This is a genomic window from Kitasatospora sp. NPDC127111, assembly GCF_042677465.1.
GTDB lineage: Bacteria > Actinomycetota > Actinomycetes > Streptomycetales > Streptomycetaceae > Kitasatospora.
Window position 1 is genome coordinate 38,419 of record NZ_JBHXTG010000002.1, and the last position, 21,712, is coordinate 60,130.

Annotated in this window: 19 protein-coding genes; 11 read left to right on the top strand and 8 right to left on the bottom strand. The window is 67.6% G+C overall.

Annotation, left to right across the window (positions count from 1 at the left end):
* The first annotated feature begins 366 nt into the window (after nucleotides 1-366).
* The 3 genes from ACFVHB_RS02000 (at nucleotide 367) to ACFVHB_RS02010 (ending at nucleotide 3,881) form a co-directional block, all read left to right on the top strand.
* On the top strand, nucleotides 367-1,182 hold the full coding sequence (locus tag ACFVHB_RS02000; protein ID WP_380314293.1) for a DUF2637 domain-containing protein: 816 nt from the start codon (nucleotides 367-369) through the stop codon (nucleotides 1,180-1,182).
* A gap of 405 nt (nucleotides 1,183-1,587) precedes the next feature.
* Nucleotides 1,588-2,160 carry a MobC family plasmid mobilization relaxosome protein gene (locus tag ACFVHB_RS02005; RefSeq protein ID WP_380314294.1) on the top strand — a complete coding sequence of 191 codons (573 nt, stop codon included), beginning with the start codon at nucleotides 1,588-1,590 and terminating at the stop codon, nucleotides 2,158-2,160.
* Nucleotides 2,157-3,881, top strand: coding sequence for a relaxase/mobilization nuclease domain-containing protein (locus tag ACFVHB_RS02010; RefSeq protein WP_380314295.1), 1,725 nt, complete (start codon nucleotides 2,157-2,159; stop codon nucleotides 3,879-3,881). The genes ACFVHB_RS02005 and ACFVHB_RS02010 overlap by 4 nt, the downstream gene beginning before the upstream one ends.
* A 69-nt stretch (nucleotides 3,882-3,950) precedes the next feature.
* On the opposite strand, the gene ACFVHB_RS02015 is transcribed toward ACFVHB_RS02010, so the two are convergent.
* From ACFVHB_RS02015 to ACFVHB_RS02025, 3 genes are read right to left on the bottom strand one after another with little or no spacing between them, the layout of a single operon-like run.
* Nucleotides 3,951-4,361: an NUDIX hydrolase gene (locus tag ACFVHB_RS02015; RefSeq protein ID WP_380314296.1), complete on the bottom strand. Its 411-nt coding sequence runs from the start codon at nucleotides 4,359-4,361 to the stop codon at nucleotides 3,951-3,953.
* Between the two features lie 3 nt (nucleotides 4,362-4,364).
* Nucleotides 4,365-4,916, bottom strand: a complete 552-nt coding sequence (locus tag ACFVHB_RS02020; RefSeq protein ID WP_380314297.1) for a flavoprotein — start codon at nucleotides 4,914-4,916, stop codon at nucleotides 4,365-4,367.
* On the bottom strand, nucleotides 4,913-6,187 hold the full coding sequence (locus ACFVHB_RS02025) for a helix-turn-helix domain-containing protein (protein WP_380314504.1): 1,275 nt from the start codon (nucleotides 6,185-6,187) through the stop codon (nucleotides 4,913-4,915). The genes ACFVHB_RS02020 and ACFVHB_RS02025 overlap by 4 nt, the downstream gene beginning before the upstream one ends.
* A gap of 247 nt (nucleotides 6,188-6,434) precedes the next feature.
* Between ACFVHB_RS02025 and ACFVHB_RS02030 the strand changes: the two genes are divergently transcribed.
* From ACFVHB_RS02030 to ACFVHB_RS02055, 6 genes are read left to right on the top strand one after another with little or no spacing between them, the layout of a single operon-like run.
* On the top strand, nucleotides 6,435-6,719 hold the full coding sequence (locus ACFVHB_RS02030; RefSeq protein WP_380314298.1) for a hypothetical protein: 285 nt from the start codon (nucleotides 6,435-6,437) through the stop codon (nucleotides 6,717-6,719).
* Nucleotides 6,716-7,426 carry an ATP-binding protein gene (locus ACFVHB_RS02035; protein WP_380314299.1) on the top strand — a complete coding sequence of 237 codons (711 nt, stop codon included), beginning with the start codon at nucleotides 6,716-6,718 and terminating at the stop codon, nucleotides 7,424-7,426. The genes ACFVHB_RS02030 and ACFVHB_RS02035 overlap by 4 nt, the downstream gene beginning before the upstream one ends.
* A complete protein-coding gene (locus ACFVHB_RS02040; RefSeq protein ID WP_380314300.1) occupies nucleotides 7,423-8,325 on the top strand; it encodes a phosphotransferase in 903 nt (300 codons plus the stop codon). Before ACFVHB_RS02035 ends, ACFVHB_RS02040 begins: the two co-directional genes overlap by 4 nt.
* A 34-nt stretch (nucleotides 8,326-8,359) precedes the next feature.
* Nucleotides 8,360-9,355 (top strand): nucleotidyltransferase domain-containing protein, encoded by a 996-nt coding sequence (locus tag ACFVHB_RS02045; protein ID WP_380314301.1) that lies wholly within the window; start codon nucleotides 8,360-8,362, stop codon nucleotides 9,353-9,355.
* Nucleotides 9,356-9,365: 10 nt separating this feature from the next.
* Nucleotides 9,366-10,043, top strand: coding sequence for a histidine phosphatase family protein (locus ACFVHB_RS02050; protein WP_380314302.1), 678 nt, complete (start codon nucleotides 9,366-9,368; stop codon nucleotides 10,041-10,043).
* A gap of 9 nt (nucleotides 10,044-10,052) precedes the next feature.
* Nucleotides 10,053-11,189, top strand: a complete 1,137-nt coding sequence (locus ACFVHB_RS02055; protein WP_380314303.1) for a hypothetical protein — start codon at nucleotides 10,053-10,055, stop codon at nucleotides 11,187-11,189.
* Nucleotides 11,190-11,218: 29 nt separating this feature from the next.
* Here ACFVHB_RS02055 and ACFVHB_RS02060 read toward each other — a convergent pair whose 3' ends face one another.
* Both ACFVHB_RS02060 and ACFVHB_RS02065 read right to left on the bottom strand, forming a co-directional pair.
* Nucleotides 11,219-11,875, bottom strand: coding sequence for an Eco29kI family restriction endonuclease (locus tag ACFVHB_RS02060; protein WP_380314304.1), 657 nt, complete (start codon nucleotides 11,873-11,875; stop codon nucleotides 11,219-11,221).
* Nucleotides 11,876-11,966: 91 nt separating this feature from the next.
* The gene (locus ACFVHB_RS02065; protein WP_380314305.1) at nucleotides 11,967-12,803 is read right to left on the bottom strand and encodes an Eco29kI family restriction endonuclease; all 837 of its coding nucleotides are present in this window, start codon (nucleotides 12,801-12,803) and stop codon (nucleotides 11,967-11,969) included.
* A gap of 117 nt (nucleotides 12,804-12,920) precedes the next feature.
* Between ACFVHB_RS02065 and ACFVHB_RS02070 the strand changes: the two genes are divergently transcribed.
* Nucleotides 12,921-14,273 carry a DNA cytosine methyltransferase gene (locus tag ACFVHB_RS02070; protein ID WP_380314306.1) on the top strand — a complete coding sequence of 451 codons (1,353 nt, stop codon included), beginning with the start codon at nucleotides 12,921-12,923 and terminating at the stop codon, nucleotides 14,271-14,273.
* A gap of 4 nt (nucleotides 14,274-14,277) precedes the next feature.
* Nucleotides 14,278-15,078 carry a very short patch repair endonuclease gene (locus tag ACFVHB_RS02075; RefSeq protein ID WP_380314307.1) on the top strand — a complete coding sequence of 267 codons (801 nt, stop codon included), beginning with the start codon at nucleotides 14,278-14,280 and terminating at the stop codon, nucleotides 15,076-15,078.
* Nucleotides 15,079-15,312: 234 nt separating this feature from the next.
* Here ACFVHB_RS02075 and ACFVHB_RS02080 read toward each other — a convergent pair whose 3' ends face one another.
* From ACFVHB_RS02080 to ACFVHB_RS02090, 3 genes are read right to left on the bottom strand one after another with little or no spacing between them, the layout of a single operon-like run.
* Nucleotides 15,313-17,067, bottom strand: coding sequence for a hypothetical protein (locus tag ACFVHB_RS02080; RefSeq protein ID WP_380314308.1), 1,755 nt, complete (start codon nucleotides 17,065-17,067; stop codon nucleotides 15,313-15,315).
* Between the two features lie 20 nt (nucleotides 17,068-17,087).
* Nucleotides 17,088-20,138 carry a helicase C-terminal domain-containing protein gene (locus ACFVHB_RS02085; protein WP_380314309.1) on the bottom strand — a complete coding sequence of 1,017 codons (3,051 nt, stop codon included), beginning with the start codon at nucleotides 20,136-20,138 and terminating at the stop codon, nucleotides 17,088-17,090.
* Complete coding sequence (locus tag ACFVHB_RS02090) at nucleotides 20,135-21,289, bottom strand: sigma-70 family RNA polymerase sigma factor (RefSeq protein ID WP_380314310.1); 1,155 nt, start codon at nucleotides 21,287-21,289, stop codon at nucleotides 20,135-20,137. Before ACFVHB_RS02090 ends, ACFVHB_RS02085 begins: the two co-directional genes overlap by 4 nt.
* Nucleotides 21,290-21,712: the final 423 nt, after the last annotated feature.

The following is a 21,712-nucleotide window of genomic DNA, read 5'->3' on the forward strand; positions in this document are numbered from 1 at the left end:
GGACGGCAGTACCCCGCCTGCAAGACGGCGCGTGGGACGGCAACCGCCCCACGCCGTCATCGGCCCGCCGCCGCCCGAACCACGGTGCGAGCGGGGCCCGCCCCGGGACGGGAACCACAACCGTCTTGTGCCGTCCCAGCCGTCCCTGCCGTAAAGCCGCAGGTCAAAGGCCCTTCCGCTGGGACGGATACGGGACCCAAGACGGATACGCGCCGTGTCCCGAACCTGAACAGCGCCGCGCCCACGGTGCTACCGGCCAGCCGCGCCCGCCCCAGCCCAGAGCCCGTCCGACAGCGCCAAGACGGCAAGACGGCAAAGACGGCAATCCCGCAAACCACCACCCGATCCGCGAGGACCACCTTCCGCATGACCGCCACCAACTCCATACGCCCCCGCCTGGACGCTGTCCTCGTGCAGGCCGCCATCGCGGGCGCCCTGTCCTTCGCCCACCTCCACGACATCGCCGAAGCCGCCGGACAACACGGCTGGAAAGCCTGGGCCTACCCCGTCTCGGTCGACCTGCTGCTCGTCGCCGCCTGGCACCGCATGCGCAACCTGCGCACCACCAGCCGCCCCGCCGGCGCCGCCTGGACCTGGTTCGCCATCGCCCTGACCGCCTCCCTCGGCGCGAACGTCGCCACCGCTGGACTCCTAGACCTCGACCGCGTCCCGGCCTGGCTGCGGATCCTGGTCGCCGGATGGCCCGCCCTCGCCTTCTTCGGCGGCACCCTCCTCGCCCACAACACCACCACGACCAAGGCCCCCGCCGAACCCGAACCCGCCAAGGACGAACTCCCGCTCCACGAAAACCCCGAGCCCTCCCCGGCACCCCAGCCCGTACCAAACGCGGAGCAGGACGGCCTGTCCAGCCCCGCGCCGGTGGCTGAGCACAGGGACGACGTCCCGGCCTCCGCCGAAGAACCGGCCGCGCCTCGCAAGCGCACCGGACGCCCACCGGCGAAGACCATGGACCAGCTCGTGGAGATGATGCGGCCGGTCATCGCCGAGCACGGTGTCAGCGTCGCAGTGGTCGAGAAGGCCCTCAGCGACGCCGGGATTCCGATCAGCAGCAAGCGGCGGACGGAGCTGATGACGCTCCTGCGGGATGAGCCGGCCGACCCTCAGCCCGACCACGCCGACCGCGAGCCTGAGCAGGCGCGTGAGCACCCGGTGCCCGCCTGACGCGTCACCGCCCCATGGGTGGCCGCCCGCCAACGACCCGCACGGCGCTTGGCGGGCGGCCCCTTCATCGCCAAGTGGTCTGGCGGATGTCCACCTCGTGGTCAGCGAGATCCGCCAAAGCACCGGATCACCCTTCCGCCGAACCGGTCGCCGCCCGAACCGGTCCCGCGCCGCGTTCGCATCCCGCTCGCACCACAGCACCTCGACGACCCCGCAACAGGAGATCAGCCAGTGACCGACACCCAGTACCCGCGCGGCGCCGCCAGCGAGAGCGCGAAGGAGAGGAGGAAGTCCCATACCGTGAAGGGTCTTTGGCAGCGGGCGTTCGGTAACCGTGCCCCTGGCGGAGCCAGTAGTACCGCGTGTCCGACTCGTGGCCGGACTCGCGGGATCTCCGCCCCAGGGGTGGCGGAGACGGCCCAGCGCGAGGGCGCGCTGGGCAAGGAGGTCGGGGCCGAGGACGGCCCCGACCAGGACAAGCTCCTTGCTGTCCAGCAGCAGATCCTCGCCGACGTCCGCCCGACCGAGACCGACAACGAGTCCTCCGACCACAGCACCGCCGATGATGCCGCGCCGAAGAACCGCCGCTACACCGGCACCAAGCGCGAAGAGCGCGTCGGCCCTCTGCGGTTCGAACCCGAGGAAGAGCCTCGGCTGCGTGCTGCTGCCACCGCCAACGGCTACCGCGGCCTGTCCGGGTTCGCCGCCGACGTCGTCCTGGCCTTCATAGCCGGCCGGTTCTTCATCGACCTGCCCCTGGCGGAAGAACGCCGACTCATCCACGAGTTCCGCGCCCGCGTCCTTCGCCAGATCAGCGGTATCGCCAGCAACGTCAACCAGATCGCCCGAGCCCTCAACGGCGGATACGAGCCACCGGTCGACATCCGCCGCACCCTCGACGAACTGCACGGCCTGCTCACCGAGATCGCCGAGGCCCTTCGCCAGCCCGCCAACCAGGAAGACCGAACACCGCCGTGATCGCCCCCATCAAGAACCCCGGCTCCAACACCCGCGGCCTGCTCGCCTACCTCTACGGACCCGGCCGCCACGACGAGCACCGCGACCCGCACATCGTCGCTGGCTTCGCCATGCTCGCCATGCCCGACCCCGGCCGCGACGAGAACGCCACCCTCACCCAGCTCGCCCGCTACCTCGACGAGCCCGTCCGCCTGCGCAACAGCGAGCCCGGCAAGAAGCTCACCGACCACGTCTGGCACTGCCCCGTACGCGCCGCACCCGAGGACCGCTACCTCTCCGACGCCGAGTGGTCCGAGATCGCCGAGCGCATCGTCCGGGCCGCCGGCATCGCTCCCAAGGACGACGACCTGGCGTGCCGGTGGATCGCTGTGCGCCACGCGGACGACCACATCCACATCCTCGCCACCACCGTCCGCGAGGACGGCCGCCGCCCCAAGCTCCACAACAGCGGCCAGCGCGTCGGCGCCCAGTGCCGCGAGATCGAGGAGGACTACGGCCTGCGTCGGCTCGGGACCGGCGACCGGACCGCCGAACGCCGCCCCACCCAGGCCGAGATGCACAAGGCCAAGCGCATCGGCTGGGAACAGACCAGCCGCGAGTGGCTCCAGGACCGCATCCGCGCCGCCATCCCCCACGCGAGCAACGCTGAGGAGCTTCTCGCCTACCTCCAGGCCGATGGTGTCGAGGTCAAGATCCTCCGTTTCCCGTCCGGCGACCTTCGGGGCTACTCCGTCGCTCGCTCCGGCGACCTGAAAGCCAACGGGCAGCCGAACTACATCCCCGGCGGGAAGATCGCCCCCGACCTGTCCCTGCCCAAGCTCCAGGCGCTCCTTGCGGCCGGCAAGCCGGAGGAGCACCCCACTGCCCGCCGCAACAAGCCCGCCACCCGCTGGCAGCACGCCACCAATGCCCTCGACACATTCACCACCGACCACGACACCACCGACGACAGTGGTGACGCGCGTGCGCAGGCGCACATCACCGCCCTCGGGGAACTGATCGAGGCCACCGCCCAGACTGCGCCCCAGGACCTGCGCGCCGAACTCCGAGTAGCAGCAAAGACCTTCGCCCGCGCCCAGCGCTCCCAGATCCGTGCCGACCACGAGGCCGCCTCCGGCCTGCGGCAAGCTGCCCGCGACCTCGTGAACGCCAGCAGCGGCAAGGACGGCAGCACCCTCGCCGCCTTCGTCGCAGCCCTCGTCTGGGCCGCGATCCTCTCCCAGCGCTGGCACACCGCCAAAGGCCATGCCCAGCAGGCCGAAGCCGCGCGCCGAACCGTCCAGCACCTCCAGGCCGCCTACGACCAGGCCGCCGCCGACCAGCTCGCCTTCCTCGCCCAGCGCCAGCCCAAGGAGCAGACCCGCAACACCCTCGCCAGCGACGTCCGCGCCGCCATTCCCGACCACGCGACGCGGATCCTCGCCGACCCCAACTGGCCCGCCCTCGCCACCGTGCTCGCCGACGCCGAGGCTGGCGGCTACATACCCCACCAACTCCTCACCGAGGCCGCCGCCCGCCGCGAACTCGGCAGCGCCCACCTGCCCGCCAAGGTCCTCATCGCCCGCATCCAGCACACCAGCTACAACCCCGCACCCAACCGCACCGTCGAGGCGGCACTCCTGCGCTCGTCTGCCGCCCCGACCGTCCGCCACCCCACGACCAACCCGTCATCCGCCACGACTGCCCTGCAGCGCCCCGTCACCCAATCCCGACACCGCTGATCACCAGCGACCGGAATTCTGCTGCCGCTGTGGGCGGCCACCAGTTGGTGGTCGCCCTTAGCTGTTCACTCAGCCCTTGAGCGCGATATCCAGGTATGCCTGCACTGGCTCGAAGATCCCGTATGGGACGTATTCGGGGATCTCTGCAAGCGCCACCCACGCCAGTGCGTCCAGTTCTCGTAGGTCACCGACGGCAGCGGTGCCGCTGACGATCTCGCAGACCATGTACGACATCCATCGGCCAGTCTCCGGGTGGACGCGCTCGCCGAGGACCTTGATGGCGGCCACGTTCAGCCCCGTCTCCTCCGCGGTCTCGCGAACAGCCGCTTGCTCGGGAGACTCGCCGGGCTCGATCTTGCCTGCCGGGAACTGCCACGAGAGCTGGCCCTCGCTGACTCGGCGCCGGACCATCAGCACCCGACCCTCTCGGATCACGATCGCGGCAGCGATACCTGGCTGTCCGTCTGAAGCCGGGTGCATCGGCTAATCCCTCTCCGTCGCTGAGGCCGCCACGGGGCGGAGCAGGTCGAGGACGTGGGTCCAGTTGTACCTGTCGCGGCCCCCGCCAGCCTTGGGCTTGTGGGGGACGTAGTCGCCGATCAGGACGCCTATCGACCGGAGCCGGGCCAGGCTCTCCCCGTACGCCGGGTGGGCAGCCTGGGCGGAGTTGACGTAGGGCTGGACGGCCACGGGGATGCCGAGTCCGTAGGCCTCGCAGAGGATGCCGAGCGCGAGAGTGTCGGAGATGCCGGCGGCCCACTTATTGATGGTGTTGAAGGTGGCCGGGGCGACGGCGATGGCGTCGGCAGGGGGCAGCGGCTGGGGGATGCTCGGTGTGCGCCAGACCGAGCGGATCGGGTAGCCGGTCTGGGCTTCGATGGCTTCCTGGTCTATGAACCCGAGTCCGTTTGGGGTAGCGATCACGCCAACTCCCCAGCCCTCGGCATGGGCAGCGGTGACCAGCTCGCCCACTCCGTCGGCGATGCCCGACGCGCAGACGACGACGTACAGGAACGGCTTGCGGTGCTCGGTCAAACCTGGACTCCCAACTCCTGGCAGAAACGGCGAAGCTCCGGGACGGCGGTGCGTCGGTCGCGAGCGGCCATGTCACCGGCCAGCTCGAGCACGCTGGGCCGTCGGCGGATGTCCTCCGAGGCACAGCTCTCCGCGATCCTGAGCGCTTTGTATCCCTCGGCCAGTCTGCCCTGCTGGCTGTAGGCACGTGCAGCCTCCACCCACAGTGCCGCCCGGCGTTCGGGGACCGGGATGCGCCTGCGCATCAGCGGCTGGGCGGCTTCCAGCGCCGCTCCGGCGTCGCCCAGGACGACCGAGGCGCTCACCGAGTGGAGCGCGACGTTGGTCGGACTGAAGTTCGCCCACGCTTCGGGGCTGTCGAGGTCGACATAGCGTGCGACCTCCTGGGCCTCGGCGAGGAAATCGGCGGTCGTAGCGCGGTCGCCGCCGGCGCTTGCGGCCGTCACCCCGCGAAGGAGCATGAGCCCCAGCGCGGCGAGGTACTCGGGTGGGCGCCGGTCGTAGCTGCCGGAGAGCTGGTCGGCGGTGTGCCGGATGAGGCTGATGGCGGGCGCGGTGTGCCTGTCGCGCGCGAGGACGTGCGCTTGGACGCGGACGCTGGAGGCCATCACGACGGGGTCGGCGCTCCGTTCGGCCTCGGCCATGGCACGGCCGACCGCCAGCCAGGCGTTGCCATGGTCGCCGAGCTTGAGCAGCAGGCTGACCGCGGTCTGGTACGCCGTCGCGAGGAGGCCGGACAGGACCTGATCGCCGCCGTGGGAGGCATCCTGGGCCTGGCGAAGGTCGGCGATCAGCGACGGCAGCGTGCCTTCGAGTTCGGCGTACCGGCAGGTGTAGAAGAGCCTCCGCGCCTGGGAGAGCCGGGCCGCGAGTGCGGCCTGGGGTTGTGGCGCGTGATCGGCTGGAACAGGTCCAGGCAGCAGCGCCTGGACCAGCTCTATCCCCACGCGGGGACGGGGCGTCGGGGTCGCGAGCGCGGCGACGCTCGCGGCCAGGAAGTTGCGACGGTGCATGTCGTCCGTCCTGCTGTCCGCACTGGTATGGGAGGACAGGCCGAGGCTTTCCAGTGGGATGTCGAGCACGGCTGCGACAGAGCGCAGGACGTCGATGTCCTGCGTCCCCTTGCCGCTCTCCAACCGGCTGATCTTCGACTGGTGGTAGCCCAGTTCGGTGGCCACGTCCGCCTGCGACCGGCCGCTCAACACTCGCGCGCGGCGGATCACCTCTCCGATCCCACCCGCAGCGGAGTGTCCTGTGGCCGTCCGCGACATGGCTTCTCCTGCCAATGCTGATCCTGCCCTGGCGAGCGGAGCGTAGCCGCACCAGGACAACCCGGCATGCACGATCTGCATGGATCATGCACGCGGAGCCCATGCCCTAACCGTGGTGCATCGAGATGGAGTTGTCTGGACGTCAGCAGCTCGACCACCCTCGCAGCTCGCGATTCCCCGCTCCCGCATGACCGAGGCCCATCTGCGGTCATGCGCGGCTCTACCCAGTGGCTAAGGAGAAGCGCCGATGACCCTCCGCTCGAACGCCCAGAGAGGCGCTACCACGCACCAGCGGGACGCGGACGCGGCGGCCGTTCCTCTCGCTTCGGAAGACGGCCGGGCGTCGAACGCAACCGCGAGCCCCACGGATCACGCCGCTGAGCGTCGCGAGCGCCTCGCCACCGCCAGCACCCACGCCCGAGAGGTCCTCGACCGCCACCAGTTCGAGGACGGCCGGTGCAGCGATGGCTGTGGCCCCTGGCCGTGCAACAGCGTTGTCGACGCGGTCCAAGCCTGCGACGGTGACCAGTGATCGCCTCCACTCACGCCCGACGTATCTCGCTCATCGGCACCAGGCGCGACCACGTCCCGCCGGCCCGGGAAGCCGTCGTCCGAGTCGCCCGCTCGTGGGGGATCGACCCGACTTCGCTGGGTGACATCGCGCTGGTCGCCGACGAGCTGCTCGCCAACGCGGTCATCCACGCGCCAGGAAGACTGCTGGTCGGCATCTACCTCTCCCCGGACGGCGACCGGGTGGTGATCGAGGTCTACGACCCGTCGCGCCGGATGCCCACCGGGGCCGCCAACTTCGGCAACGACGAACTGACCACCGGCCGAGGCATGTTGCTGATCGAGGGCCTGTCGGAGACCTGGGGCGCGGAGCCGACGACCCATGGCAAGAAGGTCTGGGCTGAACTGGCGGTGCCCGCTGTCGCGGTACCCGAGCACCCTCGCTCGGCCCGCAGGGCGGCACTCATCGCCAGCCTCGTCCGCACCGACCGTCCCAGGCCCCGTCCCCACGCGCCCGCCTGGCCCAGCGCCCGCGCGTACAGATGGTTCTCGCAGCGCCGCTCGCCGCGCGCCTACCGACTCCGTCCGTGCTGGTCCAGGCGCACCGGCCGGGCGGTGACGGGGGCCGGTCGCTCTTTCCCCCGGGAGCGGCCGGCCCCACCCCGTCCGACTCGCGCGGAGCAGCCGTGCTCCACCCGAACTCTGCTCTACGGAAGGATGGATGGATGAGTGACTGGGAGTTCGTGAAGGACAGAACGGCCACGCAGGGCGCGGTGTGGAGGTCCGCCGACGGCCTGCTCTACAAGCGGACCGGCGGTGAGGATCTGCGGGTTGAGACCGAGTTCCAGCAGCTGGCCGCCGGCCTTGGTTACCCGGTGCCGGAGATCGTCGACAGCGGGTCGGAGAACGAGACCTACTTCGTCATCGAGCGCGCCATCGGCGACAGCTCGCTTCACGAGGAGGCGCTGGCCGACGCCAGGCAGGACGGTCAGGTCAGCTACCAGGTGATCAGCACGGCGGCGGGCGTCGCATCGAAGCTCCTGCAGGCCCAGGCGAGGCACCCCCTCCCCGCCACGCCGTGGTTCGAGAAGGCGGCCTTCGCGGCAGAGGTCTTCGAGGAGAACCCGGACTTCGACACCCCGCGCGTCCACGAAGCGGTCAAGCACGCCCTCGACCGGCTGGCCCAGCTCCCGATGGTGCACGGGCATCTCGACTACGGCCTGCCCAACGTCCTTCAGGACGGCGTCATCGACTGGCAGCACCACGGACCGGTCCCGCTCGGCTACGACGTCTACCCCGCGCTCGACATCGTGGCCTTCAAGGGCGGAGGCAAGGGCTACAGCATCACCTTGGAACAGCGCGCCGCCTACACCGGCGCACTCGACGAGACCACCGCATCCCTGATCGGGCAGCGGGTGAGCGAGTATCTGGGCGACTTCCTGCTCGTCAAGTGCTTCTTCTTCCTCGCCCTCATGCGGCCCACCGACCCCACACGGCACGACAAGCACATCAAGTGGCAGTACCGCCGCACCCTCTTCACGATGGGACTTGATCAGTATGAGTCGTCCAACACGATCGACACCGGCACCTTCCCCACTCTGGAACGGTTCACCGCTGAACACCGGTAGGCCGGTTCCCACCGTTCGTGACCGCGACTACCTGATGGACCACCACGGAGTCGTCTTCAAGGTCATCGGCGACAGCCACCCCGGCAGCCACTACCTCGGCTACGTCAAGTACCACCCCGACGAGAAGGGCGACCGTCGGCTCTTCGACCGGACCTACCGGCAGAACAGCGTCGTGTCGAAGTCCTTCGGTATCCTCGCCGGCAGGCCGGAGTGCTACGTCTACTCCGACACCCTCGGCTGTGTCATCACCGGCATCCCGCGCGAGGACGTGGCCGTCCACTACTCCTGCCGCCAGGCCCTCGCCGCCATCCACGAGGAGCCTGGCGCGGTCGCCGACAACCCGGCAGGCAAGGACCTCCTGGCGATCACCGAGTGGATCACCGCGAACGGCGCCCAGGGCCTGATCGGCGTCACCGGCTCCTTCCTCGTTGGCTGCTTCAACGAGCGCTCCGACATCGACCTCGTCTGCTACGGACCCGAGGGCTACCAGGCCGCACAGGAGCTCTTCCAGCAGACCGAGCTGATCCGGCCGTACGACGGAGACGACCTCACCCGGCTGTACATCCGCCGGGCCAAGTACCTGGAGGGCACTTCCTTCGACGCCCTCGTCAAGCAGGAACGCCGCAAGCTCCAAGGACTCACCGCCAACGCCGGCGCGCACATCAACTGCGAACCCATCCGCTCCGACCGCGACAAGACCTTCGCCCGGATCTCCTCCAAGGAGATCGGCGAGATCTCCCTCCTCGCCAAGATCACCGACCACGCCGAGGGCCTCACCACCCCGGCCGTCTACGGGATCAAGGTCAAGACCATCCTCAGCTCGACCATCGACCAGGCCGACTCCTTCGCCCGCCGGATCACCCACATGCGCTCGTACCTCGGCGCCTACACCGGAGCGTTCCGATCCGGCGACACCGTGCACCTGTCCGGCAAGCTCGTCCACACCCAGGACGGCGAACGCAGCGGCTTCGGCATCGAACTCACCCCCTGGACCGTCAGCGGCTCCTACGTCGCCAATCTCGCCGGATAGGAGCCTCGTCTTGCCCCTGCTCGTCATCCGGCACGCCGAGTCCGTCGAGAACGCCGACAAGGACAACGGCTTCTACCAGGACCCCCGCCCCTACAGCGGAGCCGCCGCGCACGCCATTTCCCGCACCATCGTCGGCCTGACCCCGCGCGGCTTCCGGCAGGCCCAGTGGCTCGCCGAGGTCCTCCCGCAGCTCGCGGGCTCCGAGCTGCTGCACGTCTACACCTCGACCTACCGCAGGGCGATCGACACCGCCGCGATCGCCCTGCCGGCCCTCCCCGATGGCTGGCCCCGGCAGACGGCGCTCCTGGACGAGCAGCACTACGGCGACGCCACCTACATGACCAAGCGCGAGCTGTACGAGAGCTACCCCGCACTCGCCGAGGACCGCCGCCTGCGCAAGCACGTCTGGACCGCGCCGGGCGGCGGTGAGTCGCTCGCCGAGGGCGTGCTCAGCCGGGCCGCCGAGTTCGCCGCCCTCGCCCAGGCCGAACTCCAGGGAGCGCGCACCGTCGTCGCCTTCACCCACCAGACCGCTGCGGTGGCGCTGCGATCCCTGCTCGAATCCCGCGCCTTGCCCGAGATCCTCGCCGAGGAGCGGAAGGGCAAGATGCCCAACGCCGCGATCCTCCACTACGAACTGCGAGACGGCCGGTTCACCCGGACGGGAACCACCACCCCGCCGATCTAGGAGGAGCCCGTGCGACACCTGTTCCTCAACGGGCCCGTCCAGAACGGCCCCTTCACCTTCGACACCCGCCCCGGCAAGGCCGTGGGCATCCGCCTCGCCGCCGCCCTCAACGCCATCCTGGGCTTACCGTCCGCACCACACCTGTGGAACACCGTCACCCTCGCCGGAGACCTCCGCCACCGCCAGGCCGAGGGCCCGAAGATCCCCCGCCAGCGGTTCGAGGCCGACCTGATAACCGACAAGTACCCGCCCGGACAGTTCCCGGTGGGCGGCATCATGACCGACACCGACGCGGAGGTCGCCAACCTCGCGCTGGAGATGATCGAGAACAACCTCCGCGCCGGCACCCTCACCATCAGCCGCGAGACCGTCCCCACTTGCCGGTCCTGCGGTCACATGACCGGCACCGGCAGCCACCACTGCAACGCCTGTGGCAGCACCGAAACCGAAGACTGCACGGGCCTCCACCTCGTCGCCGAACTCGCGAAGGACCGCCCCGTCCTCGACCGCTCGGACATCCACGCCAGCCACCGCCAGCAGCCCAAGCACCTCCAGCACACCGCCGGCAATGTAGCCGAGCGCCTGATCCTCTCCCGAACCCGCGACCACGGCATCGACCTCTCGCCCCTCGGCCTCAACCGTCTCGTCCTCGACCCGCGCGTCGGCATCCACGCCACCGTCCTCGCCGCAGCCCGAAGGCGCGAAGCGGACATTGCCGTCATGACCATCACCGAGAACGCCGCCAACCACATTGCCGCCCACGGCCAGTACTTCCGCGAACACGACGGCACCCGGCTCCAGTACGCCCTGCACGGCCACCTCCCGTACGACCACATGGCCAGCCTGCAGCCGCTGCACGACGCTTACCGAGCCACCCAGGTGATCAGGGATGACTTCGAAGCGTGGTTCCTCCCGGTCTTCTCACTGAGAGCCAAGACCGGAACTCGGCCGGACCAGTTGCGCGCGCTCTTCAAGCAGTACATGCGCGCATACCTGGCCAAGCCTGCCGCAGCCGACGAAGCCGTGCTCGAAGCGGTTCGGCAATCGGTCTCTGCTGGGGACACGGAATGGGTGACGAAAAAGCAGGCGCTGGCCAACGTGATGGCTGGCTGCAGGACAGCGCCAGCCGCTGCCGCCGGTACCTGACAAGCCGCTCCGACGTTTGCGCCTCGGGCTCAGGGAGTGCCGAGGTCGAGGAACATGTCGGCGGCTGGATGGGGCCATGCGAGTGAGTCGTAGCCGCTGACCTGCTGCTCGATATGCGCCTTTGCAATGGCGATCAGCGATTCGGGATCGTAGACCACCCCGCCGTGGGTGCGCCGACGACCGTCGTGCACGGTGTCCCACATGCTCTTCTTACTCTTGCGGGTAGTGGCTCCCTGCTCCTTGCTGCCGAAGCCCTTGAGCCTGCTGTTCCAGATCGGCTGGTAGCCGACGCGCAGACCATTTTCGCCCAGATCGGCGTGCACATCGGGGAGCAGGAGAGCCCGGAAGCGGAACTCGGCGATGGGCAGGCCACCCTCGATGATCGAAAGCCGGTGCTGCTTGAGGCGACTGTGAAGGGGGAACTTCTCCCGGACCTTCTCCCCGGTGGCACTGTTACTGGAGAGCGCCTGGCCCGCGTACACGGGGATCTGCAGGTGAGCGAGGGGCGAGTACAAGTCCACGCTCGTGCCCCGGTAATAGAGCGCGTACAGCCCAGAACCCTCGAATCGAGGGATCTCGTGGGTCATGGAGACCAGCGGCTGTCGTTCGAAGGTCTCGCAGATGGTGTTCGCGATCTGCTCGGTCGACAGGGGATCGAACGAGTTCGGCGTGTACTCGGGGGCCATGTCTTCTCTGCTCAATCAGAGCCAGGTCCAGCCTGGGCCGGCGGGCGCGGCCAGGCTGGGATCGGGCTCATTGGCTGGTGGGCTTGCGAGATCAATCCTCGTCGAAGATGTCGTCCTGGCCCATCTCCTCGGGTGAGGCCTCGGGCTCAGCGTCGAGCACCGTCCCGGACCGGAAGTATCGCCACGCGCTCTTGTACTCGTTCGGCGAGTCCCCGTACATGATCACGTACCCCATGAGAGCCGCAACCTGCCATGCTTCCGGCAGCGCCTCGGAGAGCATGCGGAATGCGTCGTTGGCCGACAGCCCACCGTGCGGCACAGTCACGAACGAGGACTTCGAGCGCGGTGGCTCCGCGTATCGGAAGTTGTAGGGCAGCCCACCCTTGAGTGCCTTCAAGAAGGCGTGGAGAGAGGTATCACCCGGGACAAGCCCTTCGACTGGTCGATCCAGGTCGATCGGGAACACGACGTCGAAGTGGTTGTTCTTCAGAATCGTGCTGTCACGCTGGCGCCCCGGGTCCTTGTTGCCGAAACCGTTGTTGTTCCAGGGGATGTTGCCCATCTCCTTGTGGTGGCTGATGAGCAGCTGCTCCGGCGCGAGGGCGGAGAAGTCCTCCGCGACGTACAGGCAGGAGAAGGCGACGTCGGCGAGGTCGATGTTGCGGCGCCCCGAGAGCTTGCGCAAGTGGTTCCTCAGCCGCCCGGGCAGGGTCTTGTCGGCCTTACCGACGTAGACGAAGTCGCCATCGAGGTAGAGCTGGTACACGCCGGGCCGGTCGTCGAGTTGCGCGAGGTTCTCGTCGGCCAGGGGCGCGCGCCCCAAATGGGACAGCGCATCGGCCAGCTGATCACCAAGGGCCTTGGTGATGCTCAGCCGGAAGTCGTCGTGGTAGGTGCCCCGACCGTTCCGCCTGGCCGCCTGCGTCATGTCGCCCCGCTCATAGTCCGACGTTGATCAAGGCAACCCTATGTTCTTGCTCACTATCGGGGGACACGTTCGGGTGAAATCCTGCCAAGATCGCCATCTCCGCGGTATGGTTCTCGCATGGTTGACCAGCCACAAGACATGAAGAAGCCGCGCACTAGTGTTGAGCTGTTCGCGGGCGGGGGCGGCCTTGCCATGGCGGTCCACCAGGCGGGCTTCCGCCCGCTACTGTTCAACGAGTTCAACAACAGGGCCTGCGAGACCCTCGTGGCCAGCGCGCGGAAGACTCTTGGTGTCGACGGCCTGCTGCGTACCGAGGAGCGGAAGCCCATTCCTCCGAAGCCCGGCGAGGCGGCCCCGCTCTATCCGGGGGACGTCCGCGATCTCGACATGAGCGCGCTCGAGGGGAAGGTCGACGTCCTTGCCGGCGGGCCCCCGTGCCAACCGTTCAGCGCCGGCGGAGTCGCCAAGGGCGACGAGGACAAGCGCAACATGTTCCCCGCCATGTTCAAGGCTGTGCGGGAGATCCGGCCGAAGGCCGTCATCTGCGAGAACGTCCGGGGCCTGCTGCGGCCGTCGTTCGCGGAGTACTTCCAGTACATCCAGAACGAGCTCAGCCTCCCGTTCGAGAAGCGCGATGACGAGGTGAGGTGGCAGGACCACAACGCGCAGCTGACACGCATCCTCGGAGGACTCTCCGATGACGACGGCGACCCCGACCACTACAAGGTGGTGATGGTCCCAGTCAACGCCGCCGACTATGGCGTCCCGCAGATACGGAATCGTGTGGTCATCGTGGCCTTCCGGGCCGACCTGGGCGTCGACATCGAGGCCTTCACGAAGTACGTCAAGACGCAGCGGTTTTCGGAGCCCGCTCTGCAGCGCTCCATGCGTGACGAGGACGGCCCCTATTGGCAGCGCCACCCGGATGTGCCAGGTCACGTGCGTGACCGGGTTCGGGCCCGCCTGCCCAAGGTAATCAAGGAAGACGACTGTCAGCCATGGCGCACGCTCCGCGACGCCATCCAGGGCTACGGCACGGACGCAAGGCTTCCCGCGCTGCCGGCGGTGGACCTGAACCGACTGTACGAGAAGTTCGACTTCGGCAAGGAGATCGGCGTCGTCGATCACATCGGCTGGCCAGGTGCCCGGATCTACAAGGGCCACACGCCGAACGAGCTCGACCGGCCAGCCAAGACCGTCAAGGCCGGCGTTCACGGCGTTCCCGGAGGAGAGTCGGTAATGCTTACCGACAAGCTTGTCCGTGGTTCCTCGTCGTTCGACGGCGAGACCTACCAGCACCGCTACATGACCGTGCGGGAGACCGCCCGCGTCATGACGTTTCCCGACGAGTGGCTTGGCTCCGGCCCCCGTGGCGAGCAGATGCGGCAGCTGGGCAACGCGGTTCCGGTTGTGCTCGGCGAGTTCTTCGCCAACGCCGTCGCCGACGCCCTGACGGCAGCGGGGCACTGATCACATGCCGCAGATAGGGGACGGGGGGCACTGGAAAGAGCGGCTCCCCCCGGAGCGCGCGTACAAGCGACGCGCTGGCTCCATCGCGCCAGCGCTGGAGCAGGACCGCGCCGCTGGAGGCCGCAACCATCGCAGCGTCGCTCTCGGAGACGGGCGCTACGCGCGTGCCTCGATCACCCTTCGGCTGTACCGGCGTACGCGACGCATTCGCGCGTACCTGCGCTGGTCGCAGGACGGTGAAACCCAGGAGAGGTACGTCTGCGAGGTCGAGCGAGACTCCCGCAAGGAGAACTTGGCCGAGGCATGGCGACACGCACGGGAAAAGGGGTTGGTGACGGAGGAGCCGCTGCCGCCCGAGTCGACGGCCTCCTCGCAGGAGGTGCGCGCATCTATGCGAGCCAACCGAGGCAAGGACACCGGACCGGAACTGGCGCTGCGCAGCCTGCTCTACAATCGCGGCCTGCGTTACAGGGTCAACGCCAGGCCGCTGGCTGAAATTCGACGCAGCGCGGACCTGGTGTTCCCGCGCGACAAGGTCGCGGTCTTCGTAGACGGGTGCTTCTGGCATGGCTGCCCCGAGCACTACCGGCCGGCGACCAGGAACGCGGACTTCTGGCGAGAGAAGATCGAGGGCAATCGTGCCCGGGACGCCGAGACCACGGAGAAGCTGAGTGCGGCTGGCTGGACGGTCATCCGAGTCTGGGAGCACGAGGACCCAGCCGCGGCAGCGGAACGGGTCGACCAATGGCTCCGACAGCTGCGGAGCTCGGTGCCTTCCGGGAAGCCAACAGTGGTTGGCGGTTGAAGTGCCGTCACCGGTTCCGAGCTCCCGCCGGCAATGGCGCTCGGCCTGGTTGTCCGAAGACGGGGTCTGTCAGCGGCAGCGCGACATCGCGGCGCACTGCGGCATCGACCTGGCTCATCTGCACCAGACCATGATCGTAAATCCGGACTACGTGGGCTGAAGCCGCCTCGCCGATTGGGATCGCGTCGTCGCAGACGGCGGCTCGTTGGCTGCCGCCGTCTGCAACTCATCAGATCAGTTCACTCTGCGGGCTGCGGTAGCCAAGAAGCCGGTCGGACCGAAGAGGGAAGTCCGGTTCAGGTAGCGGTTGAAGTAGTCGCAGGCGGGTTCCCCGAGATGCAGGCACGCATAACAGGCGCCGCCGTTGCGCTCACACGCGGGATCCATGGCGCACCTCGATTCCGCACCAGCGATGGTTGCCAGGAGGAGGTGGAGGTCATTCTCGAAGACGGCCTGCAGCCCGCCCAGCACGAAGTCCCCGCGGCTGGCAGCGAAGACGAAGAATCCGTTGTGCCTCGGGACGAGGTACTCGCCGAGACCTTCACGGTCAACGCCGGCGAAGACAGCGAGTTGACGGATGGCGCGGTGGGCGTAGGAGTGGATGAGCGTCAGCAGGTCCCGGCCCACGGGTGCGGCGTCCACTGGGTCGCTGAACCGCGAAGGCGGGGCCACCTGAGCGGCAAGGACACTCCGAGCAGTGCGCGCGTCCTGGGCGGCCGGCAGGGAGTGGCCCCGCTGGCTCAGGGCGGCGTGGACCAGCAGGGGGTCGAGGCGGAAGAAGAGTGCTTCCGTTGCGCGCAGGTCAGCGTAGACGCGACGGCCACTTCTACCTGTGAACAGGCTCAAGCGAGACGCCCCTGGCTCGCCGCTTCCTCGGGTGTAGCCGTAGACGGCTTTGAGGACGGGGAAGTCGGTGAACAGATCGACCCCGGCCAGTCCAGCCCGGCGCAGTGCGGCGGGGTACTCCACCTCGTAGCGGTGGAGCGCATCAGCGGGCGTCGTAGGCGTGACGAGGTCGCCGATGCGTCGACGCGAATCCTTCTCGGTGGCAGCGAGCGCGACATCGACAGCCTCACGCTCGGCCGCTTCGATCTGCGAGGCAGGCGCACTTGCCAGCGCTCCAAGGTCCTCTTCGACGCCAAGTTCTCCTGCCTGACTGGCCACAGTCGCCATTTGCTCGGCCACTGCCCGCGTCAGGCCTGACGCCACCAGCTGGTCGACCAGGGAGGTCTGGGTCTGGCGGCCTGCCCCAGGCTCTGCGTCCTCGAACCCGCCCAGCGCCCAGGTTAGTGCTCGTCGCGGACCACCGGACTCGGTGACGCGGCGCATCGCGGCACGGCTGGCAGGGTTTACCTGAGTGAAGGTCTGAGGGGTATAGACACTGGCTGAGCGGTGCACGTTGTAGCGGATGAATTCGGCGGCCTTCCCTTCCGAGTAGCGCCGCCCGCACGGACACTTGCGGAACCCGAAGCCCTTCTGGAGCTCCCGGTGGCATACCGGGCAGTCGAAGCGAACGCGTGCGGCATCCATGCTGGACTGGTGCGGCATGCGCACCTGGTGATGCTCGCGGCATCTTGGAATGACAGGCTGCTCAAGTAGCCCGCAGTCGTGGAACCCGACGAAGTGCAATTGCTCCCAGCGGTTGTTGCCGCATGGGCAGCTCTTGGGGTTGCCAGTCTCCACCCGGCGACAGACCCGGCAAACCCAGACGAGCGGGAAACGCTCCACGCGCACGCCGCGTTCGGGGTTGACTGCCACCACCTCGATCGGCCCCCCGGAGCGCAGGAAGCTTACGGCGCTAGGGTCCATGCCATGCTCAACCCAACCCTGCAGTTCAGCGATGAGGCGTCCCCGGATGATCGCGTCGTCGACATCAACGACGCGCGGATCCTTCCACTCGGTGGTGCGCCAGATTCCGCCCTTGAGATCGGCGGTCTGCTGGGGCAGGAAGCCGTACAGGATCTGTGAGCCGCTGCGCTGGTCCTTCATGTGTGCTTCTCCGAGTTCGGTCAGTCGTCGCTGACAGGGATCTGCGCCTCGACGTCGCGCAGCGAGCGCATAGGAGCGCGTGAGAGCAGTTGCTGTGGCCATCGGGCACCGTCGCCGGGGTTCTCCAACCGCATGAAGTACGTCTCCAGCTGGCGAGCGACATCTCCGACCGCCAGGTGGTGCTGGCTTTCCAAACCGAGGGCTACGGCGCAGGCTCGGGCTTCCTCGCCGGCCGCCAGGCCCGTTTGGCTCGCGTACTTGCGAAGTAGATCCACTGTGGTCAGTCGGCCGCCAGCGGACCGCGGCTCGTGAACGAAAAGGCGGCGCGCCTCAATGGCAGCGCTGGTTGTCAGCTCAAGGACACGGCGGCTCGACCGGGTGACGGGGATGGGTTCCACGAACCGGTCACCCTGCTCAATGAAGGGAATGAAGTGCGAGAAGACAGCGGCGTCGCGTTCGCGCCCGATCTTGTGAATGACGTAGACCAAGCCTGGGTGGGCTCGCCCAACACGCGCGGTGGCCTGAATGAACTCGGCGGTGGTGAGCGGCACGCCAAGTACGGTCATGATGTTCAGACGGTCGACGTCCACCCCGTGAGAGATCATCGACGAGGCTGTGATCACGTGAAGACGGTCATGGAAATCCTCCTCCGGCCGAAGCAGCCGACGCAAAGTCTCGCGGACCTCGTCAAACGGTGTCTGACCAGTCAACTGAGCGGTGTTCAGCGGACTGACAGGCACCTGTGTCCCCAGAGAGCGCCTGGCTGCCTCCACATCGCGCACGGTGTTCCCGTACACGACGTGCGTACCGTAAAGATCGAGGAGCATCGGTACATGGATCGTGTCGATGCCGGCCTGAGCACAAACAACGTCAGCGTCTTCGAGAAGCCGGCGCACTGACTGCTGCACGATGGTCGTAGTGCGGTCGGAGACCCACTCAAGGGTGACTCCGCGAGGCCACACCGCGACGAATCTGCGCAGCGGATTGTCCGTCTCACGAGTCCAGAAGGATTCGCGAGCCGATGGTCCGGGGACGGGGAAGACCCGGCCGGAGCGGTTGTACAGGACCTGTACCTGCCGATCGAACCCTGTCAGAGTTGCGGATGAGGCGATGATCTTCGGCGTGTGGCCGGTAAGTTCCAGCTGCAGCGCGTCCAACAGTGACTCGTAGTGGGAGTCCACCGCGCCCAGGGAGTCGCGCAAGAGGTGCAGTTCGTCCTGCAGTCGGAATGACGGAGCGAAGCGCACGCGCGTCGCAGGGCTCAGCGGAACCACGCTCGCCTCGCAATCGGGAACCAGGCAGCCGCTCGGGCGCTTGGAACGCTTGGCGTAGGTGAAGCCGTGGCCGGGGCGTGAGCACTCGCCCGCCGGGCCTTCAACGAAGGCGCGCATGCCTGCTTGCATAGCGATCAAGGCGGCCTTGTCCAGGGTGCCGATGACCACGGTGGGCAGGAAGCGATAGATCTCCTGATCGACAACGTAGACAGGGAGCGGTTGGCCTCCCGAGGGACATTGGGGCGCCGGACAGACATGACGCAAGGTCCAGTCGCCCCGGTGGAATTTCATGCGGATCTGTTCCGATCCGCAGAATGGGCAGGCGTTGAGCACCTGGTACCGATTGGCCATTCCGGGCTCGTCAACATCGATCGGGTTGAACTCGGTGGGTGCCGTAGGGATCTCGTTGGGTGTGGCGCTGGAACCGATGAAGTAACCAAGCGAGATCGGCGAGCCGACCACATCGTACTCGCGGCGGACCAGTTCGGCCGCAGCCAGCGCGTCCGCGAAGCGCTGGGTCTGCTGCAGAGACAGCATGCGCAACGGAAACCTGCTCCAGGCGGTGATGCCCGCCAGCTTCCCCCGGAGACGGTCGTAGAAGGCAGCGAGTACGAGCAGCCCCAGATAGGTCTCCGTCTTGCCGCCACCAGTGGCGAACCAGACGGTGTCCACCGTCTGCCAGTCAGTGCCCTGGCGGACGAGCGACGGCAATACCGAGAGCACGAAGCCGATCTGGAACGGGCGCCATCCTTCGTACCTGCCCCGAGCCGCGCGGTGCATCGCCCGATTCATCAGCCTAAACGCCTGGCGAAGATTGTCGTCCATCTCAAGCGCCGTGACTCCAGCGCGCAGTCGTTCCAGCTCGACGACGTGTTCAGCGGCCGCATCCCGGGCCTGGTCGAGCATCTCAGGCTGCCACTGTCCCTCCGCGGCTCGACGTTTCAGACTGTCCGGTGACCAGTGATCGTCCCCCCACGACGCGTAAGCGTCGACCAACTGCGTCAGCGTGGCAATCGGGTCCTCCGACAGCCGCTCGAAAGTCAGCGACAGGACCGCCGGATCGGTGCGCTCGAAGGTGTATTCGGGCCGACGCCGCTCAACAACCACCTGGTCGGTGGTGGTCAGCTCGCGGGGGCTCACGACGTCCACGCCGCAGTTCATTCCGATCGCTGGAATACGCCGGTCGTAGCGGAAGCTATCGGGCAACGACTCCAGCAGGAACGGCAGAGTCGGGAGTTCCTGCACTCTGAGCTCTACCTCGAAGAGGTGGCGCTCGCCGCGCTGGCGCGGCCCCTCAGCGGTCGTGTTGACAAGTTCCACCACAAGCTCGGGCGCCCCGCGCCATGACTCGTCAGTGATTCGCACTTCGGCACTGGAGCCGCTGGCTCCGACGCGTTCCAGGGCGACGGCAATCTGTTGCGCCCCGAACCTCTGTCCCACCGCGCCCGCCGGGGCTTCGATGTGCACGAGCTCATCGATGCACCCGGTCTTCTCCCACTTTTCGTTCCGCTCCTGCGCGTCCCTCACTCGGTTCCAGGCCAGTGCACGCACTCGGACCGCGAAGGACCAAGGGCCCGACTGCGCAGGACGCAGACGCATCCCAATGGCACAGGGATCCATGCGTCGCTCCCGGCCCACCGCCGCGGCATCGCTTTCAGGCGCGAGCCGTCCCAGCCAGTACACCCCAGACGGATCAGCGTCCAGCACATCGTCGCCATCGCCTCGCCCTTCGGCCGTGACCTGCCGGTCAAGCCAGGCCACGAAGCGGCTCTGGGCCTCAATCACATCCTGCGTCATGCCGCTGCCTCCCGTCCCAAGTACTCCGCCGTCAGCGTCTTGAGTCCTTCGTTCGTCTTCAGTCGCTCGAGCAACTTCTTCTCCAACTGGCGCACGCGCTCGCGAGTGATGCCGAACTCCTTGCCCAGCGCGTCCAAAGTCATCGGCTCCTCGCCGTCGAGGCCGAAGCGGCCCTCGAGCAAGCGGGCGAGCCGCGGATCTGTGCCAGCTAGCAGGGTGTTGATTGTGTCGAAGATCTGTTCCCACAGGAGATGCCGCATGGACTCCTCCTCCGGAAGCTCGACCTTGGACGCGAGTACGAGATCCCCCAGAGTCGCGCCGCCCTCCTCATCGACCGGCACGTCCAGGTGGATGACGGGCGCGGAGTAGTCCAGCAGCGCGCGAATCTCCGCTGGCTTCTCCCCGAGCCCTTCGGCCAGCTCCGCCAGCGAGGGCTTCCGGCCGTTGCGCTCCTCGAAGCCACGCGCGTATCGATCGACACGGCGGAGATCCTCGCGCACATGCACTGGCAAGCGCACCACTGAGCCCGTGTTCGCGATGGCGCGACTGATGGACTGTCGAACCCACCAGGTCGCATACGTTGAAAACTTGTACCCCAGTGTCGGGTCGAACTTCTCCGCAGCGCGGTTCAGCCCCAGGACACCTTCCTGGATCAAGTCGTCCAGCTCCAGGTCGCCCGCGCCTGGGAGAAACCGCTTTGCGATGTCGATCGCCAGGCGCACGTTGTGACGAACCAGGGTGTTGCGAGCGGCCTCGCCGTCCTGTACTAGCTCAGCGGCATCGCCCAGCTTTTCGCCGGCAGCTAGAGACAGGGCCGCGCGCTGGCCCATCTGAATCGTCCGCCCGAGCCGTACCTCCTCCTCGGCGCTCAGGATGCGGTGGCGACCGATCTGGTTCGCGGACGCCCCTGAGTGAGGTGTCCTGGAGCCTGCTGGCTCCGAGTTGACCACGTCATGGGCAACCTCTACCCGTACGGCGGACCCGTCATTGAGCACCCCGTGATCGCGTAGAACCGCAAAGGCGTGATCTAGCTGTTTCGGGGTGATGCCTCGTCGGCTCGCCACTTGCACGACGTGCTCTCGTTCAAGCTGCCCGAGGCGCTCGCTGTCTTCCAACAGCGCCTCAACGAAGTCCTCGATCACTTCATCCATTACCGAGGACGCCTCCCAACGAGGTCGAGAATAGAAGCCCTAGAGCCTGGTGGCGGCGGCCCTTCTGCCATCCGGGCCGCGCCATGAGAAAGCTAGGGGCGCAAGTCGAAATGATGCAAGCGGAAAGCCGATTTCTCTCATATTGATCCTTTAGGGCTAGTTTATCTGCTAGGCGTACCTTGTTCATCATTGACCGCTATGCCGGACTCGTTGACTGAGGGCGGACGGCTCGCTAAGTTGGCCGTACGGCGGTGAACTCCAGCGCGCTAAGCGCGGCTTGGGCTGGGTAGCCGGCATGTCGGACGCCGCGCAGTTTGACTGAACATCGACATCGGCGCGTCTCGGGGCCCGGTGCCTCATGCTCCCTGGCGGTCCAGAAAAATTCAATGGACCGCTCATTCGGGCGCATTATTTCCAGCGCCT

What these genes read in the sequence shown, in the direction of transcription:
- ACFVHB_RS02045 (WP_380314301.1), top strand. Translation starts at nt 8,360, where the DNA reads ATGGACCACCACGGAGTCGTCTTCAAGGTCATCGGCGACAGCCACCCC.
- ACFVHB_RS02085 (WP_380314309.1), bottom strand. Translation starts at nt 20,138, where the DNA reads ATGACGCAGGATGTGATTGAGGCCCAGAGCCGCTTCGTGGCCTGGCTT.
- ACFVHB_RS02060 (WP_380314304.1), bottom strand. Translation starts at nt 11,875, where the DNA reads ATGGCCCCCGAGTACACGCCGAACTCGTTCGATCCCCTGTCGACCGAG.
- ACFVHB_RS02030 (WP_380314298.1), top strand. Translation starts at nt 6,435, where the DNA reads ATGACCCTCCGCTCGAACGCCCAGAGAGGCGCTACCACGCACCAGCGG.
- ACFVHB_RS02090 (WP_380314310.1), bottom strand. Translation starts at nt 21,289, where the DNA reads ATGGATGAAGTGATCGAGGACTTCGTTGAGGCGCTGTTGGAAGACAGC.
- ACFVHB_RS02065 (WP_380314305.1), bottom strand. Translation starts at nt 12,803, where the DNA reads ATGACGCAGGCGGCCAGGCGGAACGGTCGGGGCACCTACCACGACGAC.
- ACFVHB_RS02075 (WP_380314307.1), top strand. Translation starts at nt 14,278, where the DNA reads ATGCCGCAGATAGGGGACGGGGGGCACTGGAAAGAGCGGCTCCCCCCG.
- ACFVHB_RS02000 (WP_380314293.1), top strand. Translation starts at nt 367, where the DNA reads ATGACCGCCACCAACTCCATACGCCCCCGCCTGGACGCTGTCCTCGTG.
- ACFVHB_RS02025 (WP_380314504.1), bottom strand. Translation starts at nt 6,187, where the DNA reads ATGTCGCGGACGGCCACAGGACACTCCGCTGCGGGTGGGATCGGAGAG.
- ACFVHB_RS02040 (WP_380314300.1), top strand. Translation starts at nt 7,423, where the DNA reads ATGAGTGACTGGGAGTTCGTGAAGGACAGAACGGCCACGCAGGGCGCG.
- ACFVHB_RS02015 (WP_380314296.1), bottom strand. Translation starts at nt 4,361, where the DNA reads ATGCACCCGGCTTCAGACGGACAGCCAGGTATCGCTGCCGCGATCGTG.
- ACFVHB_RS02070 (WP_380314306.1), top strand. Translation starts at nt 12,921, where the DNA reads ATGGTTGACCAGCCACAAGACATGAAGAAGCCGCGCACTAGTGTTGAG.
- ACFVHB_RS02080 (WP_380314308.1), bottom strand. Translation starts at nt 17,067, where the DNA reads ATGAAGGACCAGCGCAGCGGCTCACAGATCCTGTACGGCTTCCTGCCC.